Below are 16380 nucleotides of genomic sequence, written 5' to 3' on the forward strand. Positions count from 1 at the left end.
CTATATATGGGCTTTCTAGAGGACAGTTCTAAAAAAGATGAAATTCAAGAACGTTATAAACAATTATGGAGTGAACTTTTAAATAAAGATGAGGAAAAAACGGAACGTGTTTTAAAAAAATTAGAATATGAGTTGCTGCCTACCCGTCAGAAAACCCTAAGAAAATGGGGAAAAATCCTGTCTCCATTTAAAAACCGTCTTATCTGGATTATCCTTCTTAGTGTGATTGGATTTTTCCTTTTAGCTTACGTCTTATTTATATATGCATCTTTATGGGTTGAGGATTTTTAAAGACGTTTCTCGGAAACTGGAATCTTCTTTTTTACTAATTTTTATAGTTATGATAATTACAGAAAAAGGTGGGTGGAAGTTAAAAAAAGCAAAGTATTTTTTGTTATGTTAATCGCTGGTCTAATTGTAACCGAGCGGGCGGTTGATATTCCTACGACTCGTGGACGTGGCGAAGCAATTTACAAGATGGGTATGTTAATCCCTGCCCAAGATTTTTAATTTCTATTGATTAAGGAGTTGAAATATGGTTAATAGCAAAATCAAGAAAATTGGTGTAAATAGTGCGATTTTTGTTACGTTAACCATTATTTTTGTTTGTTCTTATCAAGTTTATCAAAATGTAGAAACTGTCCATAATTACTTTTCTCCTAAAGTGACCTCAGTTATGGCTATTGAAAAAGATACTGATGAATGGAACAGCATTAAATTTGATGGTCAAGATTCTATCAAATTTGATAGTGTTTTTTGGAAAAAGACAATCATAAATGATGCAAACAGTGCAGGTAATGCGCATGTGAGAGTTAAAGATGAAAAGGGAGATATCGTGATAGATGAGTTTCAGGTGTCTCCTGGCAATAGCAAACAACTGAATGGTTTAAATAATGATAAACAATATTATTTTGAGATCAAAGCTGCAAAAGGACAATTCATCATTAATGCAGTATAGTGAAAATAGAGCATCCCTTGGGGATGCTCTCAGGCTGTCGAGACTTTCTCGACAGCCTGGGGTAGCCATAAGGCTACCTTTTTATATTTACTCATTTTTTATTACTCCTACGAAGAGTTTGTATATATTAGGTTTCAACTAGGTAGATTCTAGGCCAATCGGCTGCCCACAGGGGCCCGGGGACAACGGGGATCTGGAGCGTAGTGCTGATCATATCCATAAGCTTTAAGAGCTTCCCTGACACATCTTCCGAGACCTTCATGACACCGCTGGAAATCGGAACAATCATGGCAAGGTCCGTTGGAAACGGCAGCCTGCTGTGGGTAGGCCAGCTCCAGGGCTTTTTGCGAATTCCATACCTCCAGCAAAGTCTGTTTCGTTAAATCGCCGATAATGAAATGTTCGTGATTGTATAGCTCCTCGCAGATGGTTACCTTACCGTCTGGCAGCACAACAACACCGCGCCGGTTAGCCGTACAATAAGCTCTTTCCCAAAAATTTTTCTTCCTTAACGATTCATCTCCAGCATAGGGATTATCATTGGCGCCGCTGAAATTGACTTTGTCCGGAAATTCCTTTTGAATCTTACTAAATTCTTCCTCAAAAATCTCTATATCCTCTGGGGAACAAAATAGGCTATCGTCGTGGCGATATAAGGAACGTCCGTAGCAAGTAAAGTTGCTCCTCAGTACATAGGGCTTCTCCGTCAAATACCAGGCCAAGGATACGGCATCCTTGACGTTAATTGGAGTTAACACCGTGTTGGTGCGAACCTTTATTCCCGCCTCACCTAAGTAATCGAGGGTTTGCAGTATTTTCTCCCCATAACCGGTAAGGCCCATAAGACGGTCAATGATGTCCGGGTTAAGAGCGTCAATACTAACCTGGATGGTGGATAGTCCGGTTGCCGCCAGCCGTTGGGCCATACCTCTGGATAAGGGGTACTTAGTGGGTATATTGAGATACAGACCTGCAGACAGAGTGCTCTCAATGAAGTCAAATGCATCCTCTCGGCAAAAAAAATCACCCCCCGAGAACTCGACGGTTTCTATACCGCAATCACGAGCCTCTTTCAACAGGCGACGGTACAGATTTAAATCCAACTCCTGTTTTCCTCTGAAACCCTTACGATTAGCATAGCAATACCTGCAATTGGTCACACAACGCATGGTCGGGAGTACCAGCAAGGAGTAGGGCATTTTGCACCGGGTATCATCCATATTAATCATTTCTTCCGGAACAATAAAAGTCTTGGGATCGTAAATCCTTGCCTGATACGGGTTGTTGTCGGAAACTTCTATAATCAATGTTTCAATGGTCTGTTTATCATTTACCCGAATACCCAGCAGGGTATCCACTTGCCGAGACGCAGCTTCAATATCCAGATCGAAGATATAGGCCACCGCTTCACGTACGGCAGTCAGGTCCCGTTTCCCGTCAAATAAGGAAAGGATTACAGCCTGCTGCGGGTAGAGAAATTTAAACACTTCCTGTGGGCTATCCCCTGGATTGGCGGTAAACAAGATTGACCTTCCCCCGTCAGGCCGCAGCTTCACCTCGGGGCTTAGAAGAAGTCCCATAATTATAACCTCCCTTTCATTTAGCTGTTCCTCCAGTGGAGCATCCTGGAGAACATGAAGTGCAGCGCATTGAACATCCTATCGTACATCTTGCGATATCCTCCACATCCTCCGTTACAGCATCAATGAGAAGTTCTCTTAACAACTCACGCTTCGAGAGACCTGTATCGGAAAGAAGGGCCCTGATTTCCTTTAACATACTCATTAGTGTCACCTCATCCTCTATGATTTGAAGTTTATAACCTGTGAATCACTTTGCCGTAGGCCCAGTATTGCAGCCTGTTTGACAATTGATACACCCCGCTTCACACTGCCCGCATATGGCCCTATTGTCCATAACAGCATCAATCAGCTCTTTTAGAAGCTGACGCTTGGATAGACCGCACTGGCGCAGAAGCTCCTTGAGTTCCTGTAATTCTCTCATCACTATCACCTCATCATTAGCTATATTGTACATTTTTTCACATGTGTTGGTTTTTCATACCTATTTTTGAAATATGGTTCTTTCTTAATTTAACGAGTGGTTGGATTACTTGGTAAATGAGGTAGCCCTTGAATGAACTCATTCTATTTTTGAAGTGACTTGCAGTAGATCAGTTCATGAGGATCTGCTTTTTTCATTGAAGTAACGGGCAGATTAGCACAACCAAGATAAGATAAGTAGATTTCGTCTGCTATAATACCTACATCGACTATGAATGGAAGGGGATTGAGCAATCAATGCTTTTAGAAGAGGAAGCTCCCACATTATTGAGGGAGGTTTACTAGTTGAAAACTTCAAATTGAAACGGAAGAGAAAACATAAGAGCAGGTTAGATGAATTACGGAGGAATGAAAATGTATTTAGATAAATTCATATTGCCTATAGATGAAGAATCCTCATTGATAGAACAAAGAATGGCATACAATGGCGGTAGGTTTGGATATGTCGACGAAACTTACCCATGTGGCATTTTCTCAAAAAATCGGTTTTCCGAATTGAGCTTTTCAAAAATCACAATTTTATATGGAGGAAACGGCTCGGGGAAAAGCACACTTCTAAATCTCATAGCGAATAAATTGGAACTAAATCGTATTGCACCATTCAATTCAAGTGAATTGTTCAGTTCATATGTTGAACATTGTAAATTTGAACTTGGACTTGACGACGAGGGATTTAAACATCGAATTCCAAATGGAAGCAGGATAATCACAAGTGACGATATTTTTGATTATATGCTTACAGTCCGCACAAACAACGATGAAATCGTGGATAGCACAGAAGATATAAGATCGGAATGGGGAAATCTGAAATTCGGCAATACAGTGAAAATGAATAGCATGGATGATTATGAAGCATTGAGGTTACAGGTGCTCTCAAGAAAAAAATCAATTTCACGCAGGGAGTTTATTCGCAGAGTCGCCGGCACCGAAATTAAACTGAACAGCAATGGGGAGACAGCCCTGAGTTATTTTAATTCCAAATTTAAAAATGACACATTATATTGTTTGGATGAACCGGAGAACAGTCTATCTCCTAAAATGCAGCTTGAACTTGTCAAAATGATAGAGGAAATGGCTCACTATTGCGGATGTCAATTTATCATTGCAACGCACTCACCGTTTTTACTGGCGATGGAGTTTACAAAAATATATGATTTAGAAGCTAATCCAGTCGACATAAAGCAATGGTGGGAATTAGAAAACCCAAAAGTGTACTTTGATTTTTTCAATAAGCATAAAGGGCTGTTTCTACACAATAAGTAGAGAAACAAGATTTGAACAAAAATATATCCGCCGCGTATATTAAAAAAAATTTGAGCTTATTTATCGCTGATTACGCTAACGGGAAACGTTAGCTCAATAAAACATAAGTTAAAAAAGGACTATAACACCACCTTGATGATGTCATAGTCCTTTTTTGATAACACGGCTGAAATGGGAGGGACTGTCATAGCCTACCTGAAAAGCGGCTTCCGCCGCATCAGCAGTTTCGAATAACAGCAGGCGCCGCGCTTCCTGCAATCTGATTCTTTTCTGATACTGCAGTGGGCTTATCGCTGTGACTTCTTTAAAATGTCTATGCAACGATGAAGGACTCATATTAGCCAGCTCGGCCAGCTCCTCGATTTGCAGCGGCTGGGCATAATTGTCCTTGATTTGTTCGATGACCTCCTTGATCCGGTAAGCGCTGCTTCCCTCCACAGCAATCTGCTTCAGCACATCCCCTGCTGCACTTTCAAAATCCTGTACAAGAATTTCACGAATGTACATTGGTGCCAAAGCTTTAATGTCCTCAGGTGTCTCCAATAACCGTACAAGCCTTATACGCCCCCAGATTCCTCCAGAAACACCCTTGTTTCTATGCTATAAAGGCCGAAGTCATATCAAACAGATCCATTTATTAAACCATATAAAAAATGCTCCTGGAGAAATTCTGATTTCCCAGGAGCACCTACTAACTAATCTTCTACCCATAATGCTATATATATAAATATGACGTAAGCTAAAACAAAAAATATAATCACGCCAAGAGGGATAATCCAAGTAAGATGAGTCTTAAATGGTCTTATTATCTTCTGGCTAGTCGGAAGGAATCTATATTCTAATTTTTCTAACACCTTTTCTGCTTCTTCTTCATCTCTAACTAAAAGTTCACTCCATAATTGCTCATAACGTTCTCGAAATGATCAAACACAATAAAGATGAGTTCTAAAAATTCAAGCTTATTTATTGTTGTACCGATGTACTAAAGTTATGAATTTTATAAAAAATAGTAAAATATTATATTAAAATCAATTAAGTGATTATTTGTAAAAAAACCCGATGAGTAAGTTTCATCGGGTTTTTATTTAAGTTAGGAATAGTCTTGTATAATAATTGAAAATGGGTAAGCGAAACGAATATATACTTGAATGAGGACGGGAGAGAGAAAGTTGGACGGAGCTATATTGGAACTTACTAAAACAGATGTACGTGAAGCGATGAGAAAAGAACTACAAATGAACCAACTGTTTGTCGAAAATAGCGTCGTTTACCGTAATTCACCGCGATGTTTAAAATTCAAGTGTTTACGGCTATGGCACGTAACGAAGTTCTTCGCCATTTTCTCAATCTGGAAACCTCCATACAGACTCCGAACAGTTTAAAACCTGACCTCCCAATGAGCGAAGCATATCATCATTTGATGAACAAAATAGGTGCTACCAGCTATGCTCATCATGTGGTAACCCAGATGAAAAGCCAGTTTCAGATACGCCACAAGTAATCGATGATTCGAGTCAAACCGGCTTTGGAAATGAAGGAGACAGCGGGCATGATTCTCCGAGTACTGTTAACGAATCTCAAAAGATCAATAATGATGGTAGTAATAAGATTGCATCTTCAGATGTGGTAAGCAATGAGACGGAGTTGACAGCTTCTTCCGAGATAAGCATGGTTATAGTAGAAAATACTAATTTTTTTACTCTAGGTTCTCCAAAGGAAAAGGTGATCGATGTTATGGGAACTTCGACGTCGATCAACCATAATTTGAAAGTATCTATTGGGACAAAAAAGAAGGGGGCCGCCCCCTTTACGATAGGATCTTCTGTCCAGGATGTAATTGATGCCATGGGTACCCCTACATCCGTGATTGGGGATTCGTGGGGATATGGTTTTTCGACGGTTCAATTCGATTTAAATGGTAAAGTTACGAGTTGGTCAAATATGGATAAGAATCTAAAAGTCACGATGAACTCAAAGTGAGGGGCCTTTCCTTTACTTGTTTGCTACATTTCACGCATATGGTTGTTAAAGTAAAGATAGCAAGACCTTTTGGACAGGTCCTGCTATCCATATGGTTTAGATCAATTTTTCCATAATCATAACGTCTATATACTGACCGTCCATAACCCCTTGTTTTTCAAAAATGCCGACTTCACGGTAACCAATCTTCCGATAAAGCCTCTGACCGTTTTCATTGAAGGGAAAGGTGAATAGGACGATCTTATAAAAATTGTTTTTCTTGGCCTCTTTCTCTAATTCCGCATGAAGCGTACTACCAACACCTCTACTTCGGAAGGTTCGGTCTACGTAAATCGATAGGCCTGCTACACCATCATAAGCACAACGATGAGAATAACGATTCAAGGAAGCCCAGCCAACCACAATTCCGTCTGCTTCTGCGACCAAAACGGTGTAGCGATTTTGATGTTCCCTAAACCAGTCAACTATATAGTCGAAGTCTTTTGCTTCCGTCTCTAGTGTAGCTATCCGATCTTCAATCCCCTGATTGTAAATGTCTAGAATACGATCCAGATCTTCTGAGGTTGCTGTTCGAACGTTCAATATTGGCATGCTGATCCCCCACCCATAAGCACATTAGGCTTTCTTGGCCTTTATGATCGCAGAAACAATGTAATTATCCACGTTTGCACCAGGTACCCAATCTTTGATGAATGATTTAGACTCATCTTTAGGCTCGATGCTAATACTCGTAAATCCACTCTGCAGAAGCATGGACTTCACTTCTTCCAATGAAGAGGCGCCGGAAATACAGCCGGAATACAACTCGCTCAGGTCATTTTTTATTTCAGAAGGAAGCTCAGCAGTAGTAATAATATCGGAAATTGCTAGTCTGCCGCCCGATTTCAGAACACGAAAAGCTTCGTTGAAGACCTGCTGTTTATCCGGTGAAAGGTTGATCACACAATTTGAGATAATCACATCTACTGTGCCATCTGCTACTGGCAGATGTTCGATTTCTCCTAAACGAAAATCAGTGTTTGTGAAATTCCCTTTAACTGCGTTACTGCGGGCCCGGCTGACCATATCTGGGGTCATATCGACTCCGATGACTTTACCGTTCCCTCCTACTTGTCGTGAGGCCAAAAAGCAGTCAAATCCGCCGCCGCTGCCCAAATCCAAGACGATTTCACCGACTTTTAATTCAGCAATAGCTTGCGGGTTACCACAGCCAAGCCCGAGATTTGCTCCTTGGGGAACAGCTGTTAACTCCTCTGTGGAATAACCTATTTGTGATGAGAGGGCATCCGCATCGGACGGGGCCCCACAGCAGCTACCTGCTGCGGGGCGATTGACTTCCTTAACGGCAATTTGTTGGTAATGCTTCCGTACATTTTGGCGGATTTCATCATTCGTAGGTTTATTCATCGCAAAACACTCCTTTAAATTGGATAGATGGAACAGAATTTTAACGGCTATTATGCTTTAGTTAGCAGCAAGGCGCGCAGCAGATGGAGGTTTGCACTGGCTTAGGAAGAAAAAAGTCAAAAGACAACCGGCTTTTTTTAGAATTTGCATTTGACCATTTCCAAACAGATTGAGATCGGTGCTGCTTTTCCAGTTCATGAGCTTTCATCAGGTATTCTGCAACATAGATATTTTCATTCATTTTTAATACCTCCAACGATATGAATTCGATAATTGTAATTTGCAACTATAAGGAGTGAGTATTATCCTTTCACCGGAAAACAGCATTTGCTGGATCGAGCCATAGCATCATTAAAGAGTTTTACGGACCGAATCACCGTTTCTCGTTCAAAGTCGGTCAAATACGAAAAAACTTCGTTTAAGTAGTCATTCATCTGTGTGTCAATGGTGGTCGCTACATATTTACCTTCCACGGTGAGGGATAAGGTATAGACTCTTCGATCACTAGGCTCCGGCGTTTTCTCAACCAGATTCATCTTGGTTAAGCTCTGAACCTGTCTACTAAAGGTGGTGATATCGGTTCCAAGGGTTTCAGCAATTTGCTGCATGGAAGGTTTATGCTGGCGATCAATCTCATAAAGAATATGGCTTTGAACCGGAGAAATGTCGTGCCCACCCACCGTACAACAGTTTTTGTTCAGTAAGCCTAAACGACGGGTCATGTTTTGAAATAACTCTCGTGTATTTTCCATGTATGTTTCACCTCATGCCTTAGTTATATATTATTAATTTGCAAATTACAAGTAATATTCTTTATTGATTTCAAAATGAATTTGAATTAGCATATAAGCATATAGTTATATGAATGGAAGGAGGCAACTCATTGGAGCAACTTGGTTATGTAGCCGATCATTTAAAGCTATTGGGGGATAAAACCCGGCTGGCGATGATTTCTCTATTGAGAGAGAGAGAATGGTGTGTCTGCGAATTTGTAGATATCTTTGATATGTCGCAACCAGCCATTAGCCAACATTTGAGAAAATTAAAGTCGCAAGGGATGGTTAAAGAAGAAAGACGAAGTCAGTGGGTATACTATTCCTTGAATGTAGACGACAAACCACATATTCAAGCTGTTCTTGATTGTATGCCGGATTCAAAACGGATTTTAAAATGGCTGAATAAAGAAGGACCTATAGCAACTTGTGGGCCGGATTCCTCAGGCTGCTCTTCCTAAAGGTTGTTCAGTTTATCTCCTTGCAGGGGATAAATGTTGTCTTCAATATAAGTATATGATTATAAGGTTATAGATTACAAAGAGGAGGAATCAGCTAAACGTGAAGATGAGGACTATGGATATCACGGGTAATGGAGGTTTTGAACATTGGTTTGGTTAGCTTGCATTATATTTCTAGCCACTTTAGTGTTGGTGATCTGGCAGCCTAAAAATTTGTCTATTGGCTGGTCCGCCTGCGGAGGAGCTGTACTTGCTCTACTGGTAGGTGTCGTCGATTTGCATGATGTTTGGGAAGTGACTCAGATTGTCTGGAATGCAACCCTAGCTTTTGTGGCCATCATTCTGATTTCGTTGGTGCTTGATAAAATCGGATTTTTCGAATGGGCGGCGCTTCACATGGCCAGAGCTGCACAGGGAAGCGGAACTCGGATGTTCGTGTACGTGACCATTCTTGGAGCTGTTGTCGCTGCTTTTTTTGCAAATGACGGTGCGGCCTTAATTCTGACACCCATTGTTCTAGCGATGGTTCGAGCACTTAAATTGGATGAGAAAATGGTTTTTCCGTTCATCATAGCGAGTGGCTTTATTGCAGACACGACGTCGCTTCCGCTTGTAGTCAGCAACCTGGTGAACATTGTATCGGCCGATTTTTTTGGCATCACGTTTATGGAATATGCGGGTCGTATGGTCGTACCTAATTTATTTTCCTTATTGGCTAGTATTGTAGTTCTGTATCTCTTTTTCCGCAAAAGGATTCCAAAAACGTTTGATGACGCACAATTAATAGCACCTACAGAAGCGATTAAAGATCCAAAAATGTTCCGAATGTCCTGGATTGTTCTTGTGGTGCTGTTGGTTGGCTACTTTGCATGCGAATTTTTTAGTATTCCTGTCTCAGTCGTAGCCGGTATCATAGCCATCTTTTTCTTACTGCTGGCGAGAACAAGTCCTGCGGTACCATTGAAAGAAGTCATCAAGGGTGCTCCATGGGCTATCGTATTTTTCTCTATCGGCATGTATGTAGTGGTGTATGGTCTGCGTAATGCCGGTTTGACGGATCTGCTGGCTCATGTGATTCAAGCGGCTGCCGATCAAGGTATGTTTGTAGGCACCATGGGCATGGGTTTTATCGCGGCGGTTATCTCATCGTTGATGAATAACATGCCTACGGTCATGATTGATGCGCTTGCCATTAATGCCACCCATACGACTGGAATGGTGAAAGAAGCGCTGATTTACGCTAATGTCATTGGATCGGATTTGGGTCCGAAAATAACCCCGATTGGTTCATTGGCGACATTGCTATGGCTACATGTGCTTAGCTCTAAAGGTGTGAAAATATCTTGGGGAACTTATTTTAAAACAGGCATTGTTTTAACGATCCCTACTCTTTTTATTACGCTATTAGGCTTGTATCTGTGGTTAGTCATTTCATAATTGAATATTAAAGGAGACGTTTCCCATGGAGAAAAAGACAATTTACTTTTTGTGTACTGGTAATTCTTGCCGGAGTCAAATGGCAGAAGGATGGGCTAAGAAATATCTAGGAGACAATTGGAACGTATATAGTGCAGGCATTGAGGCGCACGGCCTTAATCCTAAAGCAGTGCAAGCGATGAGTGAAGTAGGTGTCGATATCTCTGGTCAAACTTCTGATATTATTGATCCTCTCTTGCTGAACAGCGCCGATCTGGTGGTGACGTTGTGCGGGGACGCGGCTGATAAATGTCCTATCACTCCTCCACAAGTTCGCCGTGAGCATTGGGGATTTGATGATCCGGCCAAAGCTGAAGGATTGGAAGAAGAGAAATGGGGCGTCTTTCAGCGGGTTCGTGACCAGGTAGGAGAACGCATTAAACAATTTGCAGAAACCGGAGAATAGCAGTTCCTGCTATGAATTCGATAGAGGGAGAATGATTCAGGTGAATTATCACGCGCTTGTTGAGAACAAAGTATATATTGGTGGAGAGAGTGCATTGCTTCAAGTTCTTCGGGAGCAAGAGATCACAGATGTTTTTGATCTGCGAGATAACGGTACTGAGGCAGAAGGATTTCCGGCAAAGGTAACGCGTCATCATTATCCGATTGTGGAACATGAGACTGGACAGGAGGATTCTGTGCAAGCTGCTATTCAGGCGGTTAAAGAAGCGGTGAACAGTGGGAAGACCGTGTATTTTCATTGCGCCGGCGGACGGAATCGAACAGGAACCGTAGCAACTGGAGTGTTACTTGAGTTGGGTTTAGCTACCACAGTGGAAGAGGCGGAAGCCTTGGCCAAAGAAAAACGTCCAGATATCAATATAAAGCAAGAAATGCGTGATGTGTTGAAGGGATTTTATCCTTCCAAATAATTAAATCGATATAACATGGGACTACTTCCTTCGGGAGATAGTCTTTATTTTTTTCAAATAATAAGATTTTTATTAGTAGAAAGGAGAGCATCCAATATGATTTGATAACTCACTTTATTGTATATGTTCAGAATTGTAATCGATGATTTTGTTGTCTCGGAACTCAACTTTATTGTCTGTACACATTAATGTTGTGTACAGACAATAAAGTTGTATACTAATTATTAATGACGGATAACAAGAATATATCTTCTTGATAAGTATTTAATAAAAAGCCCGATGAGCACGTATCATCGGGTTTTTATTAAATTCAGAGGGTGACTGCTTAGGTTTCAATCAGAGCGAATATAAATTGCATAACAAGTCAAAAGTTTTTGAATCCTTTCCTGTTAGCGAAATCCGAGCAAATGCGTTAAACCAAAGACTTGTTGGTGTAACCGGCTGTATCCGTATAATGCACCTCGATGGCCAAGTCCGTTTCATGGTGGAGCAAATCGTCGATGACGTGTACGGCATCCCGAGTGTTCGTATCGATGACTTTCGTGTAGAAAATGGAAAATTGGTCGCTCACGAACCGATAAATCGTAGCTCCTTTTCCCGTCCCGTAATGGGACTTCGCATCTACGTGAAGCGTCGAAACTATTAGGAGATTCAACTGATGAAAACTCAATATCTTATACATACAAAAAGAGCAGCTAAACAGGCTGCTCTTTTTGTATGTATAAGAATGTAACTGATAGAATTACCGTCCAGATTGGAGTAGAGGATATGACTGTCCCATTTCCTGTAGATTAATTAATTATACATATTTTACTTCTTAAAGGATACTCTACTAGAAGATAAGAATATAATCTTTTCGTCAAAATATTTATTAAAATGGTTGTACGTTTTTAAATGAATATCAGGCTGATACCATTTAGAAAACCCATTTCGCTGAAACAACAAAGGCATACCCAATTGCACGGATCGCTTCCCCTTTAAACCATCTCCAATGTTCAGCGAATCAATATATATTCGATCAACAATCCTCTGTAATCTTTTGGGGAAATCTGGCGTGAAGGGCAAAAGAGGAGAAATGGCTGCCTGTGTATTAATTCCTGCTGCATGGACATTTCTAAGAGCCTTTAAGGGCTGGTTGATCCCTGGAGCTAAAGGTGCAAAAAGTCGCTTTACACCTTCTCGGTCTGTTTCAATAGTCATAGAAACTAATAATTCACAACGTTGCTGCAATTCTGATAGTATATCGAGGTCTCTGACCACCAGAGGACTTCTTGTTTGGATTTGAAGGAAATCTGGTGGAGATTCAATCATCTCCGTTAATATCTTTCTTGTGATCTCAACCTTACGCTCGATGGGTTGGTATGGATCTGTAGCAGTAGACATGAATATATTGATAGGTTTATTTCTTCGGCGGAGACTATTAATTTCTTTACTATAGTTTTTCAACAGCATTTATTTTAATATCATTCCATTCTCCCCAAGGAATATCTTTATATTTTTGAATGGGCATTTCTCTAACATAGCAATAACTACATCCAAAAGCATAACCACTGTAAGGATTCAAAGAGTGAGTAAATCCAACAGTAGATGCTCCTTTGGTTTCGCTCAAAATTTTTTTGCCACCGTATTATCAATCTACATGTTAGATACCCCTTCATTTTAAATATTTACGTAAATGAAATTCCGAATGAACAGAAACTCCCTCTACCAGTTCAACTGATAAAGGGAGTTTTAATTAATTATAGTAAAATTAGAACGCATCAAGAACTGATATAATCCCAGGATGGCGGACAAAAGACCAATGGGAATGTACTGTACGCCATTCGTCATTAATTAAGCGAAAAACTTCAGTAGTATTCCAACATTTTTGAAGTTTTTCTTGTCCATCTTCTCCTGCTACGTAATTGTATAAATTATAACTCAACACAGCCAAATCACCAGCTTCACTGACAGCGACATCTGAATTGAGTTATTCACTCCGAAGAATATTAGGATTTATATAGCGTGACATTTTGACACTACCGTATGTGACAGAAAAACACCTAGAATCACAGAGGTAGTTTTAACACATTAACAATAAATGAGGAGGGGATTTTCATTGTGTATGATAAAAATTTAACGAGGCGTGAAAGGGGAAACAGGTATGACCTATTTATGAAAAACAAACCAGTAACAAGAGTGTTTTAAGGAAAATAAGTAATTTCTAGGGTTAACATACATGTGGAAAAAAAGGAATTTACCGTTTGTTAGGACACAATAGCGTTTGTGAAAATAATAATGAGTAAAGATAATTGCAAATCCACTCTTGCCCTAAAACAGCAGATAATTACCGATACAATATGAATAGAGGAGAAGAATATCTTTATGAAAAAGCATTGTCAAATTACATCTACAGGTTTAGTTCTTTTAATGATTGGAAGTTTTCTGTTATACACAACACCAACCTCAATTGTAAAAGCAGAGCCCACTCAAAATGTATCTAGTTTGTTACAAACAAGTACCCAACGAGATTGTACTTCTGCTAAGCAAGCAATGCGGGATACACTACAACTTGGATACCCTGGGATACTTGCTGAAATTTATAAGAGTGGAAAAACATGGAGTTATGCTGCTGGGATAGCGGATCTGAGAGCCAAGAAACCGATGAAAACAGATTTTCGTTTTCGCATTGGCAGTGTGACGAAGACATTCATTGCAACAGTTCTACTTCAATTATCTGAAGAGAACCGCTTGAATCTAGACGACCCCATTGAAAAATGGTTGCCTGGTGTCATTCAAGGAAACGGATATGATGGTAACCAAATTACTATCCGGCAGATATTGAATCATACAAGTGGTATCGCTGACTATGTAAATTCAAAAGACTTTGATTATACGGATACAAAAAAATCGTATACGGCTGAAGAATTCGTAAAGATGGGGATTTCTCTTCCCCCAGACTTTGCCCCAGGAAAGGGTTGGTCTTATTCAAACACAGGATACGTAATACTGGGGATCCTTATTGAAAAAGTAACTGGAAACAGCTATGCGGAAGAGGTTGAAAATCGGATTATTGAACCGCTTGATTTGTCAAATACATTCCTACCTGGCAATTCAAGCGTGATTCCAGGCACCAAGCATGCCCGTGGCTATTTCCAACTAGACGGAGCAAGTGAGCTAAAAGACGTTACTTATATTAACCCAGGTAGCTCGGATGGAGATATGATTTCTACTGCTGACGATTTAAACAAATTCTTCTCTTACTTACTCAGTGGTAAATTACTGAAGGAACAGCAACTAAAACAAATGCTTACTACAGTTCCTACAGATAGAGAAGGAACCGGATACGGTCTTGGGATCTTTGAAACTAAGCTTCCAAACGGTGTCTCGATATGGGGACACAAAGGTAGAGTTCTAGGGTTTACCACTTTTGCTGGTGGCACACTTGGAGGCAAGCATACATTGGTCGTCAATTTGAATAGCTTTAAAGCTGATAGTCCTGATCCATTTAAAAATATTTTACTTGCTGAATTTAGCAAGTAGGCAAAAAGGAAAACCGGATAAATTTTGTCATAGTTTTTATAGTTAAAAATATGCCTTTCTGGTTCAAAAAACAACTTACTCTAAAAAAATTTGAATAAAGCAAGTTCTTAAGTTGATAGGCATGAGGTCCCGCCACGTCGCCATCAAACTAGGGTCTTGAAGTATCCCCTGGTCCTTAGAGCATGTCAAAAAACTAACAAATAAGTATTTTAGGAGGGTTTTATGAAAAAGAAAATGATTATTGCACTTGGTGTTTCTGCTATAATACTGACTAATTTTGTAGGAAGTACTTATGCAGACTCGAAAACAGGAGTTTCTGTTACAGCACCCTACAATACAAATCAAATAGCGGAATGGTTAGAAATGCATGCAAAGCCTTTAAAAACAACTAATCCAACTGCATCTTTTAATGATTTAAAACCACTTAAGAATATGGTAGGTTCAGCTTCAATTGTAGGTTTAGGTGAAGCTACGCATGGGGCTCATGAAATTTTTACAATGAAACAACGCATTGTTAATTATTTAGTATCTGAAAAGGGATTCACCAACTTAGTTTTAGAAGAGGGATGGGACAGAGCTTTGGAGCTTGATCGATATGTTCTTACTGGTAAGGGAAACCCAAGCCAACATCTATCACCAGTATTTAACACAAAAGAAATGTTAGATCTACTTAGTTGGATTCGACAATATAATGCTAATCCAAAACATAAATCTAAAGTGCGTATCATTGGGATGGACATTCAATCAGTAAACGAGAATGTTTATAATAATATAATAGAATATATAAAAAGAAACAATTCAGATCTTGTGCCTAGAGTAGAAGAGAAGATAAAAGGTCTTATTCCTGTAACAAAGGATATGAATACTTTTGAGAGCCTTACGAAAGAAGAAAAAGAAAAGTATATTTCAGATGCTAAACAAATCAGAGCTTTATTAGAACAAAATAAAAGCTATCTAAATGGAAAATCCAAAGAGTTCGCATGGATAAAACAAAATGCCCGTATTATTGAACAATTTACTACAATGTTAGCGTCACCACCTGATAAACCATCGGACCTTTTTTTGAAACATGATATTGCAATGTATGAAAATGCGAAGTGGACTGAAGAACATTTAGGGAAAACCATAGTTTGGGGACATAATGGACACGTTTCGAAAACAAATATGATTCCATTTATATACCCTAAAGTAGCTGGGCAGCATTTAGCAGAATATTATGGAAAACGGTATGTATCTATTGGAACATCTGTTTATAAAGGACAATATAATGTCTATAATAATGATGGTGAATTTGGCCCATATGGAATATTAAAATCAGATGATCCAAACAGTTATAATTACATTTTTGGACAGGTCAAAAAAGATCAATTTTTTATTGATTTACGTAAGGCGAACGGAGTGACAAAAACTTGGTTAAACGAACAACATCAAATTTTCGCTGGAATAACTAAAGAAGGCCCTGCTATACCAAAAACTGTTGATATATCATTAGGTAAAACGTTTGATATACTTGTTCAAATTCAAAAAGTCAGTCCATCTCAACTACATCAATAATTTGTAATAATGTGCGAGAAGGCTTACTTAAGGGCACAACGATTCGTG

Annotated in this window: 17 protein-coding genes and 4 pseudogenes; 11 read left to right on the top strand and 10 right to left on the bottom strand. The window is 39.6% G+C overall.

What is annotated here, in order from left to right; translation table 11 throughout:
* The first annotated feature begins 6 nt into the window (after positions 1 to 6).
* Together ACXHJ2_RS01405 and ACXHJ2_RS01410 are read left to right on the top strand one after the other, a co-directional pair.
* Entirely contained in the window at positions 7 to 291 is a 285-nt protein-coding gene (locus ACXHJ2_RS01405) for a hypothetical protein (protein WP_165084424.1), read from the top strand.
* A 244-nt stretch (positions 292 to 535) separates the two neighbouring features.
* Positions 536 to 958: a hypothetical protein gene (locus tag ACXHJ2_RS01410; protein ID WP_165084426.1), complete on the top strand. Its 423-nt coding sequence runs from the start codon at positions 536 to 538 to the stop codon at positions 956 to 958.
* 149 nt (positions 959 to 1107) lie between these two features.
* Here ACXHJ2_RS01410 and ACXHJ2_RS01415 read toward each other — a convergent pair whose 3' ends face one another.
* Together ACXHJ2_RS01415 and ACXHJ2_RS01420 are read right to left on the bottom strand one after the other, a co-directional pair.
* A complete protein-coding gene (locus tag ACXHJ2_RS01415; protein WP_165084428.1) occupies positions 1108 to 2538 on the bottom strand; it encodes a radical SAM/SPASM domain-containing protein in 1431 nt (476 codons plus the stop codon).
* A gap of 250 nt (positions 2539 to 2788) precedes the next feature.
* On the bottom strand, positions 2789 to 2962 hold the full coding sequence (locus ACXHJ2_RS01420) for a hypothetical protein (RefSeq protein WP_165084430.1): 174 nt from the start codon (positions 2960 to 2962) through the stop codon (positions 2789 to 2791).
* 413 nt (positions 2963 to 3375) lie between these two features.
* On the opposite strand from ACXHJ2_RS01420, the gene ACXHJ2_RS01425 reads away from it, so the two are divergent.
* Entirely contained in the window at positions 3376 to 4284 is a 909-nt protein-coding gene (locus tag ACXHJ2_RS01425; RefSeq protein WP_029515791.1) for an AAA family ATPase, read from the top strand.
* 162 nt (positions 4285 to 4446) lie between these two features.
* Here ACXHJ2_RS01425 and ACXHJ2_RS01430 read toward each other — a convergent pair.
* A pseudogene (locus tag ACXHJ2_RS01430) lies at positions 4447 to 4845 on the bottom strand (helix-turn-helix domain-containing protein); the annotation flags it as partial.
* 724 nt (positions 4846 to 5569) lie between these two features.
* Between ACXHJ2_RS01430 and ACXHJ2_RS01435 the strand changes: the two are divergent.
* A complete protein-coding gene (locus tag ACXHJ2_RS01435) occupies positions 5570 to 5785 on the top strand; it encodes a hypothetical protein (RefSeq protein WP_238791794.1) in 216 nt (71 codons plus the stop codon).
* Positions 5786 to 5952: 167 nt separating this feature from the next.
* The gene (locus ACXHJ2_RS01440) at positions 5953 to 6264 is read left to right on the top strand and encodes a hypothetical protein (RefSeq protein ID WP_457874503.1); all 312 of its coding nucleotides are present in this window, start codon (positions 5953 to 5955) and stop codon (positions 6262 to 6264) included.
* Between the two features lie 96 nt (positions 6265 to 6360).
* Here the strand turns inward: ACXHJ2_RS01440 and ACXHJ2_RS01445 are convergent, their stop codons facing one another.
* The 4 genes from ACXHJ2_RS01445 to ACXHJ2_RS01460 form a co-directional block, all read right to left on the bottom strand.
* Positions 6361 to 6855, bottom strand: a complete 495-nt coding sequence (locus ACXHJ2_RS01445) for an arsinothricin resistance N-acetyltransferase ArsN1 family A (protein ID WP_165084434.1) — start codon at positions 6853 to 6855, stop codon at positions 6361 to 6363.
* A 24-nt stretch (positions 6856 to 6879) separates the two neighbouring features.
* Positions 6880 to 7671 (bottom strand): arsenite methyltransferase, encoded by a 792-nt coding sequence (locus ACXHJ2_RS01450; protein WP_165084436.1) that lies wholly within the window; start codon positions 7669 to 7671, stop codon positions 6880 to 6882.
* Positions 7672 to 7732: 61 nt separating this feature from the next.
* On the bottom strand, positions 7733 to 7912 hold the full coding sequence (locus tag ACXHJ2_RS01455) for a hypothetical protein (protein WP_040103017.1): 180 nt from the start codon (positions 7910 to 7912) through the stop codon (positions 7733 to 7735).
* Between the two features lie 61 nt (positions 7913 to 7973).
* Complete coding sequence (locus ACXHJ2_RS01460) at positions 7974 to 8423, bottom strand: MarR family winged helix-turn-helix transcriptional regulator (protein ID WP_165084437.1); 450 nt, start codon at positions 8421 to 8423, stop codon at positions 7974 to 7976.
* 131 nt (positions 8424 to 8554) lie between these two features.
* Between ACXHJ2_RS01460 and ACXHJ2_RS01465 the strand changes: the two genes are divergently transcribed.
* From ACXHJ2_RS01465 to ACXHJ2_RS01480, 4 genes are all read left to right on the top strand, one after another.
* On the top strand, positions 8555 to 8905 hold the full coding sequence (locus ACXHJ2_RS01465; RefSeq protein ID WP_165084439.1) for an ArsR/SmtB family transcription factor: 351 nt from the start codon (positions 8555 to 8557) through the stop codon (positions 8903 to 8905).
* A gap of 147 nt (positions 8906 to 9052) precedes the next feature.
* Positions 9053 to 10342, top strand: coding sequence for an arsenic transporter (locus ACXHJ2_RS01470; RefSeq protein ID WP_165084441.1), 1290 nt, complete (start codon positions 9053 to 9055; stop codon positions 10340 to 10342).
* Between the two features lie 25 nt (positions 10343 to 10367).
* Positions 10368 to 10787, top strand: coding sequence for an arsenate reductase (thioredoxin) (gene arsC / locus ACXHJ2_RS01475; RefSeq protein ID WP_165084443.1), 420 nt, complete (start codon positions 10368 to 10370; stop codon positions 10785 to 10787).
* A gap of 31 nt (positions 10788 to 10818) precedes the next feature.
* Entirely contained in the window at positions 10819 to 11256 is a 438-nt protein-coding gene (locus ACXHJ2_RS01480; protein WP_165084447.1) for a protein-tyrosine phosphatase family protein, read from the top strand.
* A 392-nt stretch (positions 11257 to 11648) separates the two neighbouring features.
* Here ACXHJ2_RS01480 and ACXHJ2_RS01485 read toward each other — a convergent pair.
* The 3 pseudogenes from ACXHJ2_RS01485 to ACXHJ2_RS01495 all read right to left on the bottom strand — a co-directional run.
* A pseudogene (locus tag ACXHJ2_RS01485) lies at positions 11649 to 11896 on the bottom strand (Tn3 family transposase); the annotation flags it as partial.
* A 151-nt stretch (positions 11897 to 12047) separates the two neighbouring features.
* Positions 12048 to 12868 (bottom strand): annotated as a pseudogene (locus ACXHJ2_RS01490) (radical SAM protein).
* Between the two features lie 138 nt (positions 12869 to 13006).
* Positions 13007 to 13207 (bottom strand): annotated as a pseudogene (locus ACXHJ2_RS01495) (nuclear transport factor 2 family protein); the annotation flags it as partial.
* A gap of 413 nt (positions 13208 to 13620) precedes the next feature.
* Between ACXHJ2_RS01495 and ACXHJ2_RS01500 the strand changes: the two are divergent.
* Positions 13621 to 14778 carry a serine hydrolase domain-containing protein gene (locus ACXHJ2_RS01500; protein WP_165084614.1) on the top strand — a complete coding sequence of 386 codons (1158 nt, stop codon included), beginning with the start codon at positions 13621 to 13623 and terminating at the stop codon, positions 14776 to 14778.
* 222 nt (positions 14779 to 15000) lie between these two features.
* Positions 15001 to 16332, top strand: a complete 1332-nt coding sequence (locus ACXHJ2_RS01505) for an erythromycin esterase family protein (RefSeq protein WP_165084616.1) — start codon at positions 15001 to 15003, stop codon at positions 16330 to 16332.
* The last annotated feature ends 48 nt before the right edge of the window (positions 16333 to 16380 follow it).

It is taken from the genome of Paenibacillus sp. ALE3 (assembly GCF_054113405.1).